This window comes from Martelella mediterranea DSM 17316 (genome assembly GCF_002043005.1).
GTDB lineage: Bacteria > Pseudomonadota > Alphaproteobacteria > Rhizobiales > Rhizobiaceae > Martelella > Martelella mediterranea.
Genome location: NZ_CP020330.1, coordinates 3116489 through 3132846 on the forward strand (window position 1 = coordinate 3116489; position 16358 = coordinate 3132846).

Annotated in this window: 14 protein-coding genes and 1 pseudogene; 10 read left to right on the plus strand and 5 right to left on the minus strand. The window is 58.6% G+C overall.

The genetic code is table 11. From position 1 onward, the window contains the following. Positions 1–125: 125 nt before the first annotated feature. The 5 genes and pseudogenes from Mame_RS14570 (at position 126) to Mame_RS14590 (ending at position 5277) form a co-directional block, all read left to right on the plus strand. Positions 126–1052, plus strand: coding sequence for a helix-turn-helix domain-containing protein (locus tag Mame_RS14570; RefSeq protein ID WP_018063219.1), 927 nt, complete (start codon positions 126–128; stop codon positions 1050–1052). A gap of 133 nt (positions 1053–1185) precedes the next feature. After that, positions 1186–2301: an HlyD family secretion protein gene (locus Mame_RS14575; protein ID WP_018063220.1), complete on the plus strand. Its 1116-nt coding sequence runs from the start codon at positions 1186–1188 to the stop codon at positions 2299–2301. Continuing rightward, a complete protein-coding gene (locus Mame_RS14580; RefSeq protein WP_018063221.1) occupies positions 2298–3881 on the plus strand; it encodes an MFS transporter in 1584 nt (527 codons plus the stop codon). The genes Mame_RS14575 and Mame_RS14580 overlap by 4 nt, the downstream gene beginning before the upstream one ends. Before the next feature lie 286 nt (positions 3882–4167). After that, a pseudogene (locus tag Mame_RS14585) lies at positions 4168–4365 on the plus strand (hypothetical protein); the annotation flags it as partial. Between the two features lie 267 nt (positions 4366–4632). Then, entirely contained in the window at positions 4633–5277 is a 645-nt protein-coding gene (locus tag Mame_RS14590) for a response regulator transcription factor (RefSeq protein WP_018063223.1), read from the plus strand. A gap of 23 nt (positions 5278–5300) precedes the next feature. Here the strand turns inward: Mame_RS14590 and Mame_RS14595 are convergent, their stop codons facing one another. From Mame_RS14595 to Mame_RS14615, 5 genes are all read right to left on the minus strand, one after another. Further along, positions 5301–6251 (minus strand): ion transporter, encoded by a 951-nt coding sequence (locus Mame_RS14595; protein WP_018063224.1) that lies wholly within the window; start codon positions 6249–6251, stop codon positions 5301–5303. After that, positions 6248–7450 (minus strand): low temperature requirement protein A, encoded by a 1203-nt coding sequence (locus Mame_RS14600; protein WP_026173209.1) that lies wholly within the window; start codon positions 7448–7450, stop codon positions 6248–6250. Before Mame_RS14600 ends, Mame_RS14595 begins: the two co-directional genes overlap by 4 nt. A 325-nt stretch (positions 7451–7775) precedes the next feature. Beyond that, positions 7776–8144 carry a response regulator transcription factor gene (locus Mame_RS14605; RefSeq protein WP_018063226.1) on the minus strand — a complete coding sequence of 123 codons (369 nt, stop codon included), beginning with the start codon at positions 8142–8144 and terminating at the stop codon, positions 7776–7778. 31 nt (positions 8145–8175) lie between these two features. Then, positions 8176–8853 (minus strand): response regulator transcription factor, encoded by a 678-nt coding sequence (locus Mame_RS14610; protein ID WP_018063227.1) that lies wholly within the window; start codon positions 8851–8853, stop codon positions 8176–8178. Continuing rightward, entirely contained in the window at positions 8846–10423 is a 1578-nt protein-coding gene (locus Mame_RS14615; protein ID WP_018063228.1) for a sensor histidine kinase, read from the minus strand. Before Mame_RS14615 ends, Mame_RS14610 begins: the two co-directional genes overlap by 8 nt. A 421-nt stretch (positions 10424–10844) precedes the next feature. On the opposite strand from Mame_RS14615, the gene Mame_RS14620 reads away from it, so the two are divergent. From Mame_RS14620 to Mame_RS14640, 5 genes are all read left to right on the plus strand, one after another. Next, positions 10845–11090 carry a XapX domain-containing protein gene (locus Mame_RS14620; RefSeq protein ID WP_026173211.1) on the plus strand — a complete coding sequence of 82 codons (246 nt, stop codon included), beginning with the start codon at positions 10845–10847 and terminating at the stop codon, positions 11088–11090. Positions 11091–11136: 46 nt separating this feature from the next. Beyond that, positions 11137–12981, plus strand: coding sequence for an amidohydrolase (locus Mame_RS14625; RefSeq protein WP_018063230.1), 1845 nt, complete (start codon positions 11137–11139; stop codon positions 12979–12981). A gap of 48 nt (positions 12982–13029) precedes the next feature. Next, entirely contained in the window at positions 13030–13944 is a 915-nt protein-coding gene (locus Mame_RS14630) for a VOC family protein (RefSeq protein WP_018063231.1), read from the plus strand. Then, entirely contained in the window at positions 13944–14363 is a 420-nt protein-coding gene (locus tag Mame_RS14635) for a DoxX family protein (RefSeq protein ID WP_018063232.1), read from the plus strand. Before Mame_RS14630 ends, Mame_RS14635 begins: the two co-directional genes overlap by 1 nt. A gap of 234 nt (positions 14364–14597) precedes the next feature. Beyond that, positions 14598–16163: an MFS transporter gene (locus Mame_RS14640; RefSeq protein WP_018063233.1), complete on the plus strand. Its 1566-nt coding sequence runs from the start codon at positions 14598–14600 to the stop codon at positions 16161–16163. Positions 16164–16358 lie beyond the last annotated feature (195 nt).

A 16358-nucleotide genomic window follows, 5' to 3' on the forward strand; every position in this document is an offset into this window, starting at 1 on the left:
ACCGGAATCGGGCGTATGGATTAAGCGCTTCTATGAGTAGCTATCTGCTATATTGAAATTCGTCTACCGGGGTGACTTGTAACGAGGTGGTTTTGGTGCAGTCTGTTGCTGATAGAAATCGAAACATGGAGTTCTTGCGCACGGTCAATACGCCCGACGTGAATGCCGCGACACTCAATGGTGGGTTGCTGTCCGTATCGAGATTTGTGCGGCGCACGCCGGGTCATGGCATGTCGGAGGAACATGCTCAGGAAGATGCCTATATGCTCTCCCTGCAGCGCCACGATTATCAGGGCGACCTGTGGGTCGATGGCAAGCGCGTGGATTTTGGCGGCAGCAAGGCTGGGAACTTCACGCTCTATGATTATTCACGGGCTTGGCGCGCGGATCTTCGAACCGAATTTGACTGCGTGAATTTTCATATTTCGCGGCGAGCCCTACTGTCACTCGAAGAGGAGATCGGCCCAAGGCCGTTTGACGGCTTCAACCTGTTGCCGGGAGCGGATATCACAGACGCTGTCGTGCAGGGCATCGTCAATTCGGTTGTTCCCATCCTCGAGCGTCAGTCGGACACAAGCCAGCTGATGCTGGACTATATCGGCACGGGGCTGTTGATCCACCTCGCCTCGGTTTATGGCGGTGTGCCTGAGGCGGCCGGATTTGTTAAGGGCGGGCTGACGCCCCGTCAATTGTCCCGTGCAAGAGCGCTTCTCGACGCCAATCTTGATGGCAGGCTGAACCTGGCGGATATTGCGAAGGAATGCGGGCTTTCACCGTCCTATTTCGCGCGCGCATTCAAGGTTTCCACCGGAACGCCACCGCACAAGTGGATGATGGAGCGCAGGCTCGACAAGGCCGCCGACCTCATGAGGAACTCGGCGTTGTCCCTGAATGAAATTGCGCTAGCGTGCGGTTTTTCCGATCAGCCGCATTTTACACGCGCTTTCCACGCGGCCAGAGGCATGTCACCCGCGGCCTGGAGGAAAGACGCAGTGCGCTCGCATTCCGTTAGCCTGTTTGATATTCCGGCCGATCGCTTTCCAAGAGGATAAGCATTGGTGGTGCTGTTTCTCGACCAAGGTAGAGAGTGACCTAACCCTACGTATGATGTTCTGTTTCCTGCCGGCCCGCTACCCTTGCTGAAACTCTCCAAGGGACCCCATAGCAGGGCAGGTTTCAGTCAAGATGGCCGGAGCGAACGCCAATACACAACCCGACCAGGAAGTTGGCGCCAGAACCGATTCATTTGCAGCGCAGGCCTCAGTACGGCGACTGTTTATTCCGGTTTTCGCTGTTTTTGCCGTTGTTGCCTCCATTGGCGTCGTCACGATTAACTGGAATAGCTGGTTCGCACGCGCCATCCGCCAGTCCACGACAGATGCAACGATCAGCGCCGATATTTCCAATTTGAGCGCACAGATATCGGGCGTCATCAGCAGTTTTCCTGTTGCAGACTATCAACGCGTCACAAAAGGTCAGCTGATCGCCCAGATCGACCCGAGAACCTATCAGGCGGCCGTGAGCGTCGCGAAAGCCAATCTTGAGTCCGCCAAAGCAACACTGGAAAACCTCTCCAACCAAGTCGCATTGCAGAACGCAGTTATCGAAGCGGCAAGGGCCAATGCGCGCTCTGCCAAAGCCAAGCAGGCCCAGACGGCGGAGGAATACCGGCGTCAGCAGACGCTTGAAGGCGCTACATCCAGACAACTGGTGCAGCAGGCGCAAGCGGCCGATCTCGAAGCCCGGGCGGCAGTCGAGTCGGCAGACGCTGCCATCGACCAGCAGCAAGCTCAATTGCGGGTTCTTAAAGGACAGGAGCCTCTGTTAAGGGCTAAAGTCAAAGCGGCACAAGGTGCACTCGATACCGCACAAATCAACCAAGGCTTCAGCAGAATTCATGCCCCATTCGACGGTGTTCTGGGCAAACGGCAGGTCCATGTTGGCGATTTCGTGACCGCTGGTAGTGGCATCGTTTCTGAAATACCTCTTCCGGATATTTATGTGGTCGCCAACTACAAGGAAACCCAGCTTTCACAGATGAAGGTCGGCGACACGGCCAGTATTCGGGTCGATACGTTTCCGGGAAAGACACTGTCCGGGCATGTGGAAGACATTTCCCCTGCCAGCGGCTCTGTCTTTGCCTTGCTGCCACCCGACAATGCGAGTGGAAACTATACCAAGGTGGTTCAACGTATTCCCGTCAAGATCGCCATAGATCCGGAGCAGCCACTGGTGCAGCACCTGCGTCCCGGCATGTCGGTCACCGTTACGGTTGATACGTCGGATGAGACCGGTCGATGACAGGGGCCGTCCGCTCTTTCGGTCCCGTCACCAACGGCACAACGACAAGACACCCGCTGTTGATCGTGGCGGCATTGCTGCTTGCTTCCTTGCTTGTTGGCTTTGATACACGGGTATTCATTGTCGGTCTGTCCGATATTCGAGGCGCTTACGGGTTGAGTGTCGATGAAGCCGCCTGGCTGAAGACGATTGCCAACGCACCGCAGATCCTGATTGCATCTGCGGTTGCCTGGCTGGTAACCGTCTTTGGCGTCCGGAAGGTAATGATACCGACAGCCTTGGTGTATGCAGCCGCCTCGCTGGCGATACCGTTCGTGGATGACGGGGGCATGCTGTTTGCGTTGCATGCCTTGCGGGGCCTGCTGCTCGGTGTCCTCATCCCTGCGACCATCATGGTCATTTTCCGCAACCTAGACCGGAAATACTGGCTGATCGGGATAGGGATCTATGCTTTGCGGGTTCCGCTCTCGCAAAACCTCGGTTTTGTACTCGTCGGCATTTACGGCGACGATTTCGGCTGGCAATGGATCTACTGGCAGGATGTGGTCATCGCCCCCCTGATCGCGTTTCTATTGTTCGTGGCCGCGCCAAAAGAAAAGGTAAATGTTGGTCTGCTGGAACAGGCAGATTGGGGCGGCATGCTGCTTCTCGGCACTTCCATGACCATGCTTTATGTCGGTATCGATCAGGGAGACCGTCTTGGCTGGCTACAATCTGGAATTGTTGTTTCCCTGTTAGCGGGCGGCAGTGTCCTGGCCGTCGGCTTTTTCGTTAACGAGAGTCTGGTTGCCCACCCATGGGCTCATGCCAGCGTTATCCTCACCCGTAACATCGGGCTTGGTTACGCGGTGATTATCTGTTTTTCGATGGCAAGCGCAGGAAATGGCATCGCGGTGTCTGGCTTTCTGCAAAATGTCATAGGGCTTCGGCCGATCTGGATTTCCGGCCTCTATCTGAGCGCCGCAGTCATGCCCGTCTTCTTTTTCATTTCTGTTGCCGGCCTGCTTCTTTTCGTTTTCGATGCGCGTTTGTGCATCGTTATGGGTCTGTTACTGATGGCTTTGGGGGCGAGGTTGGGGTCCGAACTGAATCACGACTGGATGCCGATGAATTTCTTCTCGACCCTGTTCTTTCAAACGGCCGGGCAATCACTGGCCTTCTTTGCAACAGTTGTCTATCTGATCGGCAATTCTGACCCGGCCCGGTCGACAGCCGTTGCCGCGTACATTCAGGTCTTGCGCCTCGGCAGCGTTGAAGCGGCAACCAGTCTGATGTCGGTGATGCTCAGACGGCGCGAACAATTCCATTCGGCAGTTCTCGATGGTTCGATCACGCCAACTTTATCCGCTTTTCATCGCGTGATGGAGAGGCTTGCCGACGCTTTCAGATCATTGCCGCTTGGACAACTGGAAAGTCTGGCGACAGTTGCTGCCAGAACCCGCAGCCAGGCCTATGCGCTGGCCTATGGCGACCTGTTCACGCTGTCTTTCTGGGCCGCGATATCCGGTCTTCTCATTGCGGTATTTCTGACGGCGATGCCATTCGGTCCGCTGCATTATAGGTTTCGCGACAGCGACTGAAACGGTTCTGGCTTCTGCACTGCACCATAGGGCTTGTCGTGTCCATGCCAAGCGAACACGCACCCGAGCTCTTCTCCGTAAGGCTGGGCTATGGATGTTTCAGTCGCTGCGTTCGGGCATTGCTGCCGACACCATACGTATGGGGACGTCGGCGTACACTCAGGTGCATGCCTATGTGCTTGCAGGACATGCCGATGAAAGCTCTGTTCTGACCTATCTCTATGTATAGCTTAAGGGCCGTTTCCGCTCTGCTAGGCTGTCAGTCTCGCTGCACATGGAGAGCCCGATGATGAAAAAGCGGCCGGATGGCATCAAGACATATAAAGGCCCCGCAGGCGGTTGGGGGGCGCTGAAGGCCGTCGCCGAGGCGCTGTCGCATCAAAATCTGGCGGCCCAAGGCGCGGCGACGCTGCTGAAAGCCAACCAGCCGGAAGGGTTCGATTGCCCCGGCTGCGCGTGGCCGGACTCGAAGCACACGTCTTCTTTGCGGGATGGTGACCTGATCGACATTCATGCTGTCACCGTGGACGGGCCGAAACATACCGTCCACGGCTACACGGCGGTCGCCTATGATTTGCCTCCAGGCTCGGTCGGCGGCTACTATCCGGAGATGAATGCCGTAGTCGCGATTGGTCATTACGACCGCCTTTCGGGCACACCAGCTTACAAGGGCGTTCCTGTCCGGATCGTTCGTTCTGCTTCTGCATGAGTGTCTTGACAGGGCGGTTGGAAGCGAAGGAATGTCAAGGTCATGAAGCCTTCCAACATAAGGGCCGCTGATCCACAGACGCCCATAGTCTATATCGTCGACGATGATATTTCGATGCGTGAGTCACTTGTCGATCTCCTCCGCAGCATGTCGATCGATGCTCTCGCCTTTGAGAGCACTGAAGCGTTCCTGGAAAACGCAGGAGCCGGAGCAGGGTGTATCCTGCTCGATGTGCGGCTGCCGGACCTGGACGGTCTGGAACTTCAGCAAAAGCTGAATGCGTCGGGCAACAGCATGCCGATCATTTTCATGACCGGATACGGTGATATCCCGATGACGGTTCGGGCTATGAAAGCCGGTGCATCGGATTTCCTGACCAAGCCGTTTGACCCGTCAGAAATCCTGAAGGCAGTCAACGTAGCTCTCCAGCGCGACTCTGAACTCAGAATGGAAAAAGGTCGCCACGAAGAGCATACCCGCCTCTATCAAAGCCTGACCCCGCGCGAACGGGAGGTCATGAAGCTCGTCGTCGGCGGAATGATGAACAAGCAGATTGCTCATGAGCTGGGTATCTCGGAGATCACGGTGAAGATGCATCGCGGCAGTGTCATGCGCAAGATGGATGTTCGTTCACTCGCCGATCTGGTCCGCCTCGGAGAGGCGCTTGGGCTGGGTAAACCGGCCTGAAAACGACGGCAGGATGACTTCCCTTAGCGCGGCGGAGAAAAAACATGATCGCATTTGGGGCAACGGCATTGCCTGGGCGGCTGTTCTCGCTGCACTTCCTCGTAAATTGAACGCACTGCGGTACGGCTTATTCCAAGTTCCCGCCGCAAGGCCTCAACGCGCCTGCCGTCAGCAAGATCGAGACGGCCGTCTTGAAGAACCTCGCGGAACTCGTCGCAGAGACGGTTGCGTCGTTCATGCAGGTGCTGGGCGAGACCGGTCGCAATGATACCGGCAGGGAGCGCAGCCATGCCGACACCCAGAAGCGTGATCAGTCCACCGAAAAGACGCCCGATTACCGTATGCGGTACGACATCGCCATAGCCGACCGTGGTCAGCGTTACGAGCGCCCACCACATGGCAGAAGGGATTGAGCCAAATGCTTCAGGCTGGACCTCGCGCTCGACCAGCCAGGCGCCCGACGCTGCGAAGACCAGCAGGATTGCGAGAATGATAAGAGCCGCGAACAGCGTGCCGGCCTCTTCGCGGATGACAGCGAAAAGTGCCGTGAGGGCAGGGGAATAGCGGGCCAGCTTGTAGATCCGAAGGAGGCGAAGCAGGCGTAGAAGGCGAAAATCGATCGGCACGACAAACGCCAGCCAGAATGGGAGAATAGCGACCAGATCGATCAGGGCCATCGGCGAAATAGCCCATTTGAGACGCGCCTTCCATGCGGGTAATTCAGGATAAGCCTCGGCGGCAGCCCATAAACGGGTCGCGTATTCGATCGTGAAGATCACGGTGATCCAAAGGTCTACCCGCATGAGAAACGGTCCGTGTACCTTCAGAACATCTGGCACGGTTTCGAGGCAGACAGCGATGACGCTGATTATGATGAGTAAAATCAGCAGAAGCTCGATCAGCCACGACGGTCGGTCAACCCGGCTTGGAAATTCCAGAAGCTGATAGGCGCGTGCCCTGAAACGGTTCATCATGATGATGGCTCCCGCTTCCAATCTCGCCAACTGCGCGAAAGCGGCCAGATGATCTGCGACCAGAGTGCGAACGCGAAGATAGTATTGGCCGCCAGTCCCGGCAGATGCTGGATGATCACCATCAGCAGAAGCGCGATTACGATCCCGAATATCCGCACCCCGCCATGGGCATGGCGTCTGACTATTTCGCGATTCGCGATCAACGTTTGCAGATACCAGATCATCAGGATGAACAGCGCCAACCCGCCAGTCCCCAGCAGGCCATAGCCCAGCGGGTAGGGTGCTGCGAAGCCCGCATAGATTTCGCCGGCGAGGGCCACGCCCAGCATCACCGTTGCCCACATCAGCACCAGATGTCCAAGCCACCACCCCAGAAGCACCTTTATGTCCCTCGACTTCGGACGCGCATTGCCGACGCTGTCGAAATAGATCCAGGCCAGCATGAAAATCGAAAGCCCGCCGATGCCGAGATTGACGAGCGCGCCGGTGCCGAGCTTGTAGATTCCCTTGTCCGAAAGGGTAACGACGAGTTTGAAAAAACCTTCCCCCAAAAGGATCAGCATGATCAGGCCGAACCGTTCACTCAGATGGCCAAGTCGTGGAATGAAGTGGGCGATCCGCAACGTGCCGAAGCGCGGCGCCATATATTGAATCTGGATGGCGGCAAGACCCAGAGCGAAGACGATCCAGCCAAAAGGCTGCGGCAGAAAGGCAGATACAGCGAAGACCGCACCGAGCACAAGAAAGTTAGTCCCCTGCCGCCGCGCCAGCACATGCGCCGCGCTCTCGGTCGAGCTCGCCCGAAGGTACAAAACTGCCGTCATGGTGCGGTTGACAGCATAGGCTAGCGCGAAATAGCTCCAGCCCCCGCCAGTCACAGCAGGCAGGGCCGCCGCCATGAACATGGCAGTTACGACCTGAATAGCCATCAAGATGCGGTGTGCAAGGTCGGTTGAGATGAACAGGGAATTATAGACCGTGCTATCTGCCCAGGCGAAGAAAATCGCCACGAAGAGCCCGGTAAAAATCCAGAACCCGGCCCAATCCAGATGATGGGAGAGAAAGTTTCCGAGCAGAAAAATGGTCACGACATGGATCAGGTCGAAAAACAGTTCGACCCAGTGAACGTGGTCAGACGCCTTTTCAACATCGAGGTGATGCGTCGGTTTGGACCACATCGGGTGGCGGGAATGCGACATGCCTTCGGGCTCCTGGATCGTGATAAAGCAGGCCAAGTCCCGCTTCTTTTCTGAAAAACTGATCAAGTCAGCTGAGGTAGCCGGCGTCCTCGTCAGCGATTATCTTCGTTGTGAAATTGCGTGGACGGCTTTTCGCAGAGCATGCACGAAGCCAGTTCTTTAAAGGCATGCCCCTTTTGCTCACCGCTGGCGGAAATGCGGGTAAACCGCGTCTAGACAGACACTAGAGCGTTTCCAGGAAAAGTGGATACCGGTTTTCCGTCTGGAAACGCGCAAAAACAGAGAATTAGAGCGCCGATCCGATTCAATCGGATCGAAACGCGCTCTAAGGCTGCATTGCCTCCTCTATGCACCTGATCAGCTTGCCGAGATCGACAGGTTTGCCCAGAAAGGCCAGCGCACCGCCATCCATCGCCGCCGCGCGGGTGCGGTCGTCGTGGTATGATGTCATGAAAATCATCGGCGGTCGGTCTGCCTCCTGGTTCAGGCGTCTTTGAAGCTCGATGCCGCTCAGGCCTGACATCTTCACGTCGACAACCATGCACGAGACCGAAGATCGTGGCTGAAAGCGCAGAAATTCCTCCGCCGATGCAAAAAGGAGGCTTTCATAGCCGAGCGATCTTATCAGGTCATCGAGAGCCTCCCGAATGGCCAGATCATCATCGACGATCGCAATTATTGAAGTCTCAGACACTGATTCCGACTTTCCTGGTATGTGCAATCTTCTATGCCAGACGCATAATGGCTGATGGCGATAGGTCGGATCGCAGTTCCTCGGCGCGCACGTTCAAACGAACCAGTTCGGCAACCGATCTGACATTCATTTTACGCATGACGTTGCCGCGATGGAGTTTCACCGTGATTTCGCTGATCCCGAGCTTGTAGGCGATTTGCTTGTTCATCAGGCCTTCGACTACGGCCTCCATGACCTCCTTTTCTCTGGGCGTTAAAGCTTCAAAACGGCTGGCCAATTCGCTCTGGCAGATGACCTCTCGTCTTTGGGTCGCATCGCGCTCCAAAGCCGCGAAAACGGCATCGAGGATGTCCTGATCACGAAAAGGCTTGGCGAGAAAATCTTGCGCTCCAGCCTTCATTGCCCGCACGCTCATCGAAATATCGCCGTACCCGGTCATGAACACGATCGGGTGGAGACTTCCTGCCTGCTCGAGTTGCTTATGAAAATCCAGACCGCTGATGCCGGGAAGCCTGACATCGAGGACGATACAACCCGGTCTTTCAAGCTCGGCCTCTGCAAGAAACATATCAGGACTTTCAAAGGATTCGGCGTCGATCTTCACTGACCGGAAGAGGTCCGTCAGCGATTCCCGCATCGAGATATCATCGTCGATGATGTAGACCACCGGGTCAGCGTGGTTGTTCTTTTCGTGTCTGAGGTTAGGCATCCTCTCGCTCCCCTGGCAGGCGGATTTCGAACATGGCGCCGCCATCTGGATGGTTGCTTCCTTCAATCGAGCCGCCCATCGCCTCTATCGTACTTCTGGAAATCGAAAGCCCGATTCCCATTCCGCTGGACTTGGTGGTGAAGAAGGGCGTGAAGAGTTTGGCGCGAGCGGCCTCGTCCAGGCCATCGCCGGTATCGCAGACGATAAGCGAAATCATGTCGTCGACCGTGTCGAGCGTGATCGTGACAACGCGCCGATCCGGTTCGGCGGCGGCAATCGCTTGAATAGCGTTGGAAATGAGATTGATGAGCACCTGCTGCAACTCCAGTCTGACAACGGAGATTGGCGGGATTGCGCGCTTTTGGACGACCTCGACTGACACGTTTTCTGCCTGCAAATCGTGCTTCATCAGCTCCAGCGTGTCATCAATCAGCTTGGCTAGAGCAACAACTTCCGGCTGTCTCGGCATATCGGAAAGCATCAGGCGCGTGGATTTCAGGATGTCGCTGCCACGGCTGCTGTCGCGAAGAATTCGCTCTGCGGAACGTTTGGCGGCCTCAACGTCCGGCGGGTCGCGGTCAAGCCATCGGGTCAGAGTCTGTGCATTGACCGCAATAGCGCCGAGCGGCTGGTTTAGTTCATGCGCAAGCGAAGCTGATAATGCGCCGATTGTTGCGGCTCGGGTTGCGTGGCTCAGTTCTTCCTTTGCTGCAGCAAGCGCGAGACGGGCCTCTTCGCGCTGAGTGATGTCGATCATGCCGACGACGACGCGATCGAAGGCTTCCACGTCAGTCGGAAAGCTGATTGACACCAGCACGTGTTTGCGTTCGCCACTCTCTGTCATGATCTCGGCGTTGCCTTCGAAATAGGTGTCGCCATCAACGATCGCCTGAAGGACAGAAGCGAAGGTATCGTCGCCCATTGGAATGAAATGACTTCCGGTGCGGGCCAGGCTGCTATCGTCTCTGGTGCCGAGAAGTTCATGTGCAGCCTGGTTGGAAGCAACGACATCGATCATGCCTATGCATTCGTTGACAAAGTCGGGGTTCTGCCGGGCGTAAGACTTAATATCCGTCACACCTCTGGCGGACATCTCCAGCAGGTGTGCGCGCAATTTAGAATAATCGCGCTCCCAGAGCGCTACGCGGGTGCGATCGAAGATCGAGCGATAGCGGGCCTCGCTCAGCGCGAGTGCCGCGTTAATGCGGAGCAGTTCGGCTCTCGCTCTGTCATTTCGCAGCAGCAGCGCAGTGGTCAACCCCAGTGAAATGAGAGCCACGCCGAGCCTCATATAGGTCGGAAAATCCGCCTTGGCAGCATGCGTGAACGTGAATGAGATCAATGCCATACAGAGGAATAGGGCTGAAAAGAACTTAAGGCCGGTTCGCTCGACCGATTGCGCGGCAAGCAGAAGGGCTATCGAGTACAGGACGGCTATCGCACCTTCGATCTCGGTAAAGGTGTCGATCGTGAAAACCGATGCGGCAATCAGGATGGCTGCTCCCCTGAACAGCAAATCGTAACGGCCCGGTTCCTGTCTTGTCAGTCTGATCACGCGCTTCTGTTCCATCGTTGTTCGACGACCAAGATACCGCAGTTCCGGGGGCGCCGGACCTATACAATGGTGTGGCAGGCGTTTTTGCAGAGGTTGAACCACCTTCAACGACAGCGAGCAAGAACCGAGATCTGCAACAGGGTTCTGCCGGCGTCATTGACGCATTCAGGATTTACGATTGTTTCTTCAAAAAAAGAAGCTTTGCGGACAAGAGCCCGCGACCGAGGTTCAATAGGTTTGCGGATAGACAAGGGGCAAACGCGGATGTCCGCGGTCCCTGTTGATCCCTGATCCTTTCAGGCGAGACGCCCCGTGAGAGCATATCTCGCGTCTGTCGCCGCCGATGGGGCGGGGTCGTCGATCGCCAGCGCACAGAATGCCGTCGTTCCGGCTTTCATGCTTGGCTAGCCCGCTTTGCCAAGATGGATCAATAACAATGAAAACTTACCTCCTTTCTCTCGGAGCTGGCGTGCTGGTCGGCATCGTCTACAGCCTTCTCGGGGTGCGCTCTCCGGCGCCGCCGGCAGTGGCTCTTGTCGGACTTCTCGGCATTTTGGTCGGTGAGCAGGTGATACCGCTGGCCAAGCAGTTCGCCATCCACCCAACCGCCGCCGTTTCCTACCTGCGCAACGAGGCGAACGAGCATGTGCTGGGCAAGTTACCCGGCAATCGCAAGTCGTAACCGTGTGCGCTGATTGATGCCATCTTTCTCCGAGAGGACGCCCCCAATGCCTGACATGATCCTGTTCAATGCCAAGGTCACAACGCTGGACCCACAGAACCCGCAGGCGCAGGCCATTGCAATGCGCGATGGCAGGTTCCTCGCTGTGGGAAGCGAGCAGGAGGTGCGCCGGGAGGCGCCCGAAGCCATATTGATCGACGCCAAGGGGCGACGGGTCATTCCCGGACTGATCGACAGTCATACGCACATCATTCGCGGTGGCCTGAACTACAACATGGAGTTGCGCTGGGATGGCGTGCCGTCGCTTGCCGATGCAATGGCGATGCTGAAGCGGCAGGTCGATAACACGCCTGCGCCGCAGTGGGTGCGGGTGGTCGGCGGCTTCAGCGAGCACCAGTTCGCGGAAAAACGCCTGCCGACGATCGAGGAGTTGAATGTCGCCGCCCCCGATACGCCGGTGTTCATCCTTCATCTCTATGACCGTGCACTGCTGAATGCCGCGGCGCTGCGGGTGGTGGGCTATACCAGGGACACGCCGAATCCGCCCGGCGGCGAGATCGTGCGGGATGCGGCGGGCAATCCGACCGGTCTGCTGCTTGCGCAGCCCAATGCGACGATTCTTTATGCGACGCTCGCCAAGGGCCCGAAGCTGCCGCCCGACTACCAGCTGAACTCGACCCGGCATTTCATGCGCGAGATGAACAGCCTTGGCGTGACCGGGGTAATCGACGCCGGCGGCGGCTTCCAGAACTATCCCGAAGATTACGACATCATTGAAAAGCTGCACAGCGCGGGCCAACTGACCCTGCGCATCAGCTACAACCTTTTTACCCAGAAGCCGAAGGAAGAACTGGCGGATTTTTCCGGCTGGGTGGGCCAGGTAACGCCCGGGCAGGGTGACGACACCTACCGGCACAACGGTGCTGGCGAGATGCTGGTCTATTCCGCTGCTGATTTCGAGGATTTCCGTGTGGAACGCCCGGACATGCCGCCGAACATGGAGAGCGATCTCGAACAGGTCATTCGCCTGCTGGCCGAGCATAAATGGCCCTGGCGGTTGCACGCGACCTACGACCAGACGATCAGCCGCGCGCTCGATGTTTACGAGAAGGTCGCCCGCGACATCCCCTTTGACGGCATCAACTGGTTCTTCGACCATGCCGAGACAATCAGCGACCGCAATATCGACCGGATCGCGGCCCTGGGCGGCGGCATCGCCGTGCAGCACCGTATGGCCTATCAGGGCGAGGACTTCGTCGAACGCTACGGCCATGAAGCAGCGGAGCGGACACCGCCAATCTCGAAGATGATCGAAGCAGGCATTCCCGTCGGCGCTGGCACCGATGCAACGCGGGTCGCAAGTTATAACCCCTGGGTGTCGCTCTCCTGGCTGGTGACGGGGCGCACGGTGGGAGGGCTTGGCCTTTACCCAGCGAAAAACCGTGTCAGTCGCGAGAAGGCGCTCAGCATGTGGACGCATGAGAACACCTGGTTTTCCTCGGAGGTCGGCAAGAAGGGACAGATCATGGCAGGCCAACTGGCCGACCTGGCGGTGCTCTCGGATGACTTCTTCAGTGTGCCTGCAACCGCCATAGCGCATCTGCGCTCGGTTTTGACGGTGCTGGGCGGCAAGGTTGTCTACGGCGAGGGCGATTATGCCCCGCTGGCACCCGAGCTGCCGCGCCCGATGCCCGACTGGTCGCCGGTGGCGACCTTTGGCGGCTACCATCGGCCCCCTGAAACCTCACAAAAGCTGGCGCGGGCCTGCGGCTGTTCATCGGCTTGCGCGGTGCATGGGCACGACCATGCCGCAGCGCTGGGTGCAAACGTCCCCGCCGCCGACGTCCAGTCGTTCTGGGGTGCCTTCGGCTGCGGCTGCTGGGCGGTCTGACGCCTCTCTTTGATATCGACCTTCAAGAACCCGACACGGAGATTTGTGATGAAGAGACTTTCCCTGTTCACGGCCGCCATCGCGATCAGCGCGGTACTCGCCGGCCCGGTGATGGCGCAGGACACTGCCACCAACATTGCGCCTGCCGCGGACTTTGCCGTTGGCGCCCAGTATGACACCAGCCACGTTTACGTGGCGCCGGATCAGTTCGATGCTTTCGTGACCAGCTTTCAGGCCACGTTCGGCGGCACGACATCGCCCCAGGGCCAGTTTCAGGTGACGCCGACGACCAGCAAGACCAAGTCTCAACTGGTGCTGACGCCGGCCGGAACCGTTTCAGTCTTCGGCTTCCTGACGCCGGTTCCTTACCCCTTTGGCATTGAGCGTACGGGTTACCTCGTCAGTGATATCGATGCGGCGGTGGCCTCTGCCGTTGCGCACGGAGCAACGCGACTGGTGGATACCTTCCCGGATCCCATCGGCCGCGACGCGGTGGTGCAATGGCCCGGCGGCGTCGACATGCAGTTCTACTGGCACACCAAGGCGCCCAGCTATCCGGCGCTCGAGACCGTGCCGGAGAACCGCGTCTATCTGACGGCCGATGCGGCTGACGCATTTGTGTCGCGCTGGAACGGTTTCGCCCATGCCAGCGTAAAAAGCGATATTCCCGACGCGGATGGAGCGGCAATCGGCATGCCCGGCACACACTACCGGCAGATCCTGCTGACTTCGGGCTATGGCGATATGCAGGTCATCGTGACCAATGGACAATTGCCTTGGCCTTACGGGCGCGACGTGACCGGTTATGCCGTGAAGGATCTTCATGCGACGCTTGACCGCGCCAGGGCGGCCGGGGTCAGGGTTCTCGTAGCGCCGCATGCGGCAGGCGACCGGACATCCGCCATGGTGCAGTTCCCCGGTGGCTACATCGCCGAGATCCACGCAGCCGGGGGGAAAGCGTGATGCGACCGCATACGCCGCGTGTCGTCTCGGTCATCGTCGGCCACCCTGCGGTCTGGTTCCTGGCCCGGCTTGCGCTCCGCGGTGCCTATCTGCTGGGCGGCTTGACCAAGCTTACCGACTGGCAAGGTGCGCTTGCGGAACAGGCGCACTTCGGTGTGGCGCTGCCGGCACTTTCGGCTGCGCTCACCATTGCGGTGGAGTTGATCGGCCCGCTCTTGATCCTGTCGGGGCAACTGGTCTGGCTGGGTTCGGGAATGCTCGGCGTGTTCACGCTGTTGGCCGCAATCGTCGCCAACAATTTCTGGGCGATGCCAGAAGGGCAGGATCGCTTCATGGCCATGAATGCCTTCTTCGAACATATCGGCCTGATCGGCGGTTTCGTTCTGGTGGCGATGCTTGCGGATCGACGCGAGCGGTAAAGGCGGCTGACAGCATGAAAACAGTCTTGTGAACGGGTTGGCGGGCCGCAGGTCCACCGCTTGGCCGGTGCCTTCTCTGTCCATGCTGAAGGCAGAGAGGGACGCTGCTTGGGCCACGTGTTCCCACCCACTCCGGTCTGTATCAATGCCTCTGTCAATTATTCTGGAGATCATCATGGTCCCTGTAGCAACCGCCCTGCGCTCCGAGAGCAGCTCCCCACGGAGGATATCGCAGTGACAAATCCTCTTGCCGTCCCGATTTTCCGCGCCCTCTGGTTTGCCACGCTGGTGTCCAACATCGGCACCTGGATGTCCAGCGTCGGGGCCGGATGGCTGATGACCTCCCTGGCGCCGGATCCGCTGGTCGTGGCGCTGGTTCAGGTTGCCTCAACCTTCCCGATGTTCATTCTGGCGCTGCCTGCGGGAGCGCTGGCGGATATCGTCGATCGTCGCAAGCTTCTCATCTGTGCGCAGCTTTTTGCCATTGCCGCAGCGGGTAGCCTGGCATTTTCGACATGGGCAGGGCTGATGACGGCACCGCTGCTGCTGGCATTTACCGGACTGATGGCGATCGGGGCCGCGCTGGCGGCCCCCGCATTCCAGGCAATCGTGCCGGAACTGGTTGCGCGTGAAGCGCTGCAGGACGCAGTGACGCTGAACGGACTGGCGATCAATATCGCCCGGGCTATCGGCCCGGCACTGGCGGGCCTGATCATCGCCGCGACGGGGCCGGAAGCCGTTTTTGCCCTGAACGCCTTGTCGACGATGGGCGTGGTGTTGGTGTTATGGCGCTGGAAGCGCAAGACTGAGGTCAGCCTGCTGCCTCCCGAGCATCTGAGCGGCGCGATGCGCGTCGGCTTGCGTTATGCGCTTCGCTCCGCCGAGTTGCAGTCGGTGCTGGTGCGCGCGGCCGTCTTCATCGTCTTTGCCAGCTGCCTCTGGGCGCTGCTGCCTTTGATCGCGCGCGACACGCTGGGGCAGGGCGCGGCCGGTTACGGCGGGCTCTTGGGCTTCATGGGGATCGGCGCAGTGGTCGGGGCGGTGCTGATGCCCCGGCTTAGGGCGCTCGTCTCGACGAACCGCATCTCGATTGTGGCTTCTATCCTGATGGCCGCAGCGCTGGCGAGCCTGGCGGCCGTCAAGGATTTCGGCGTCGCTTCGACCTTGCTGTTCGGGATCGGTATCTGCTGGATCGCGATGATGTCGGCGCTGAATGGTGCCGCACAGGCCAGTTCAGCGGACTGGGTGAAGGCCCGTGCTCTCGCGGTCTATCTGCTGGCGTTTCAGGGCTCGATGTCGCTCGGGGCTTTGTTCTGGGGCGCGCTGGCGGGTGCGTGGGGCATACCGTTGACGCTGTCGATCGCGGCTGCGGGCATGGCCGTGTTGACGCTTCTGGTGGCCCGCCGCTTCGCTCTGAACACCGCGGCGACGCAGGATTTCGCCCCCTCGGACCACTGGCCGACGCCGATCGTCGCGGCAGAACCGGAAGCCGATCGTGGCCCCGTTCTGATCACCATCGAATATCATCTGGACAGCAATGATGTGGCAGCCTTCAGTCAGACAATGGCGGGCATGCGCCGCATCCGCAAGCGCGACGGTGCGATCCGCTGGGGCCTGTTCGAGGATGTCGCACGGCCCGGCGTGCTGATCGAGACCTTCACGGTTGAAAGCTGGCTGGAGCACCTGCGCCAGCATGCCCGGGTCAGCAACGCGGACCGCGTGTTACAGGATGCCGTGACCGCCTTTCACACTGGAGATGAGAGGCCGATTATACGCCATTTCATTGCACCAAAACGGTGACTGGTATCTTGTCATCCCGACGGATTCCGGCCCGCATAGCCGCAAGGCGTGTCAGGGCCTGGGTTGCTTTAAACCACAGTACCCGAGCTCGATATGACAATGTCCCTGAGATACCTCATGGACGCATTTACAATCACAATCGCGGTAATGAGTGGCTATTATTCGATCTGTGGCGACACCAAAACCAATCAGCCG

What these genes read in the sequence shown, in the direction of transcription:
- Mame_RS14580 (WP_018063221.1), top strand. Translation starts at nt 2,298, where the DNA reads ATGACAGGGGCCGTCCGCTCTTTCGGTCCCGTCACCAACGGCACAACG.
- Mame_RS14630 (WP_018063231.1), top strand. Translation starts at nt 13,030, where the DNA reads ATGAAGAGACTTTCCCTGTTCACGGCCGCCATCGCGATCAGCGCGGTA.
- Mame_RS14620 (WP_026173211.1), top strand. Translation starts at nt 10,845, where the DNA reads ATGAAAACTTACCTCCTTTCTCTCGGAGCTGGCGTGCTGGTCGGCATC.
- Mame_RS14570 (WP_018063219.1), top strand. Translation starts at nt 126, where the DNA reads ATGGAGTTCTTGCGCACGGTCAATACGCCCGACGTGAATGCCGCGACA.
- Mame_RS14595 (WP_018063224.1), bottom strand. Translation starts at nt 6,251, where the DNA reads ATGATGAACCGTTTCAGGGCACGCGCCTATCAGCTTCTGGAATTTCCA.
- Mame_RS14615 (WP_018063228.1), bottom strand. Translation starts at nt 10,423, where the DNA reads ATGGAACAGAAGCGCGTGATCAGACTGACAAGACAGGAACCGGGCCGT.
- Mame_RS14575 (WP_018063220.1), top strand. Translation starts at nt 1,186, where the DNA reads ATGGCCGGAGCGAACGCCAATACACAACCCGACCAGGAAGTTGGCGCC.
- Mame_RS14600 (WP_026173209.1), bottom strand. Translation starts at nt 7,450, where the DNA reads ATGTCGCATTCCCGCCACCCGATGTGGTCCAAACCGACGCATCACCTC.
- Mame_RS14610 (WP_018063227.1), bottom strand. Translation starts at nt 8,853, where the DNA reads ATGCCTAACCTCAGACACGAAAAGAACAACCACGCTGACCCGGTGGTC.
- Mame_RS14590 (WP_018063223.1), top strand. Translation starts at nt 4,633, where the DNA reads ATGAAGCCTTCCAACATAAGGGCCGCTGATCCACAGACGCCCATAGTC.
- Mame_RS14635 (WP_018063232.1), top strand. Translation starts at nt 13,944, where the DNA reads ATGCGACCGCATACGCCGCGTGTCGTCTCGGTCATCGTCGGCCACCCT.
- Mame_RS14625 (WP_018063230.1), top strand. Translation starts at nt 11,137, where the DNA reads ATGCCTGACATGATCCTGTTCAATGCCAAGGTCACAACGCTGGACCCA.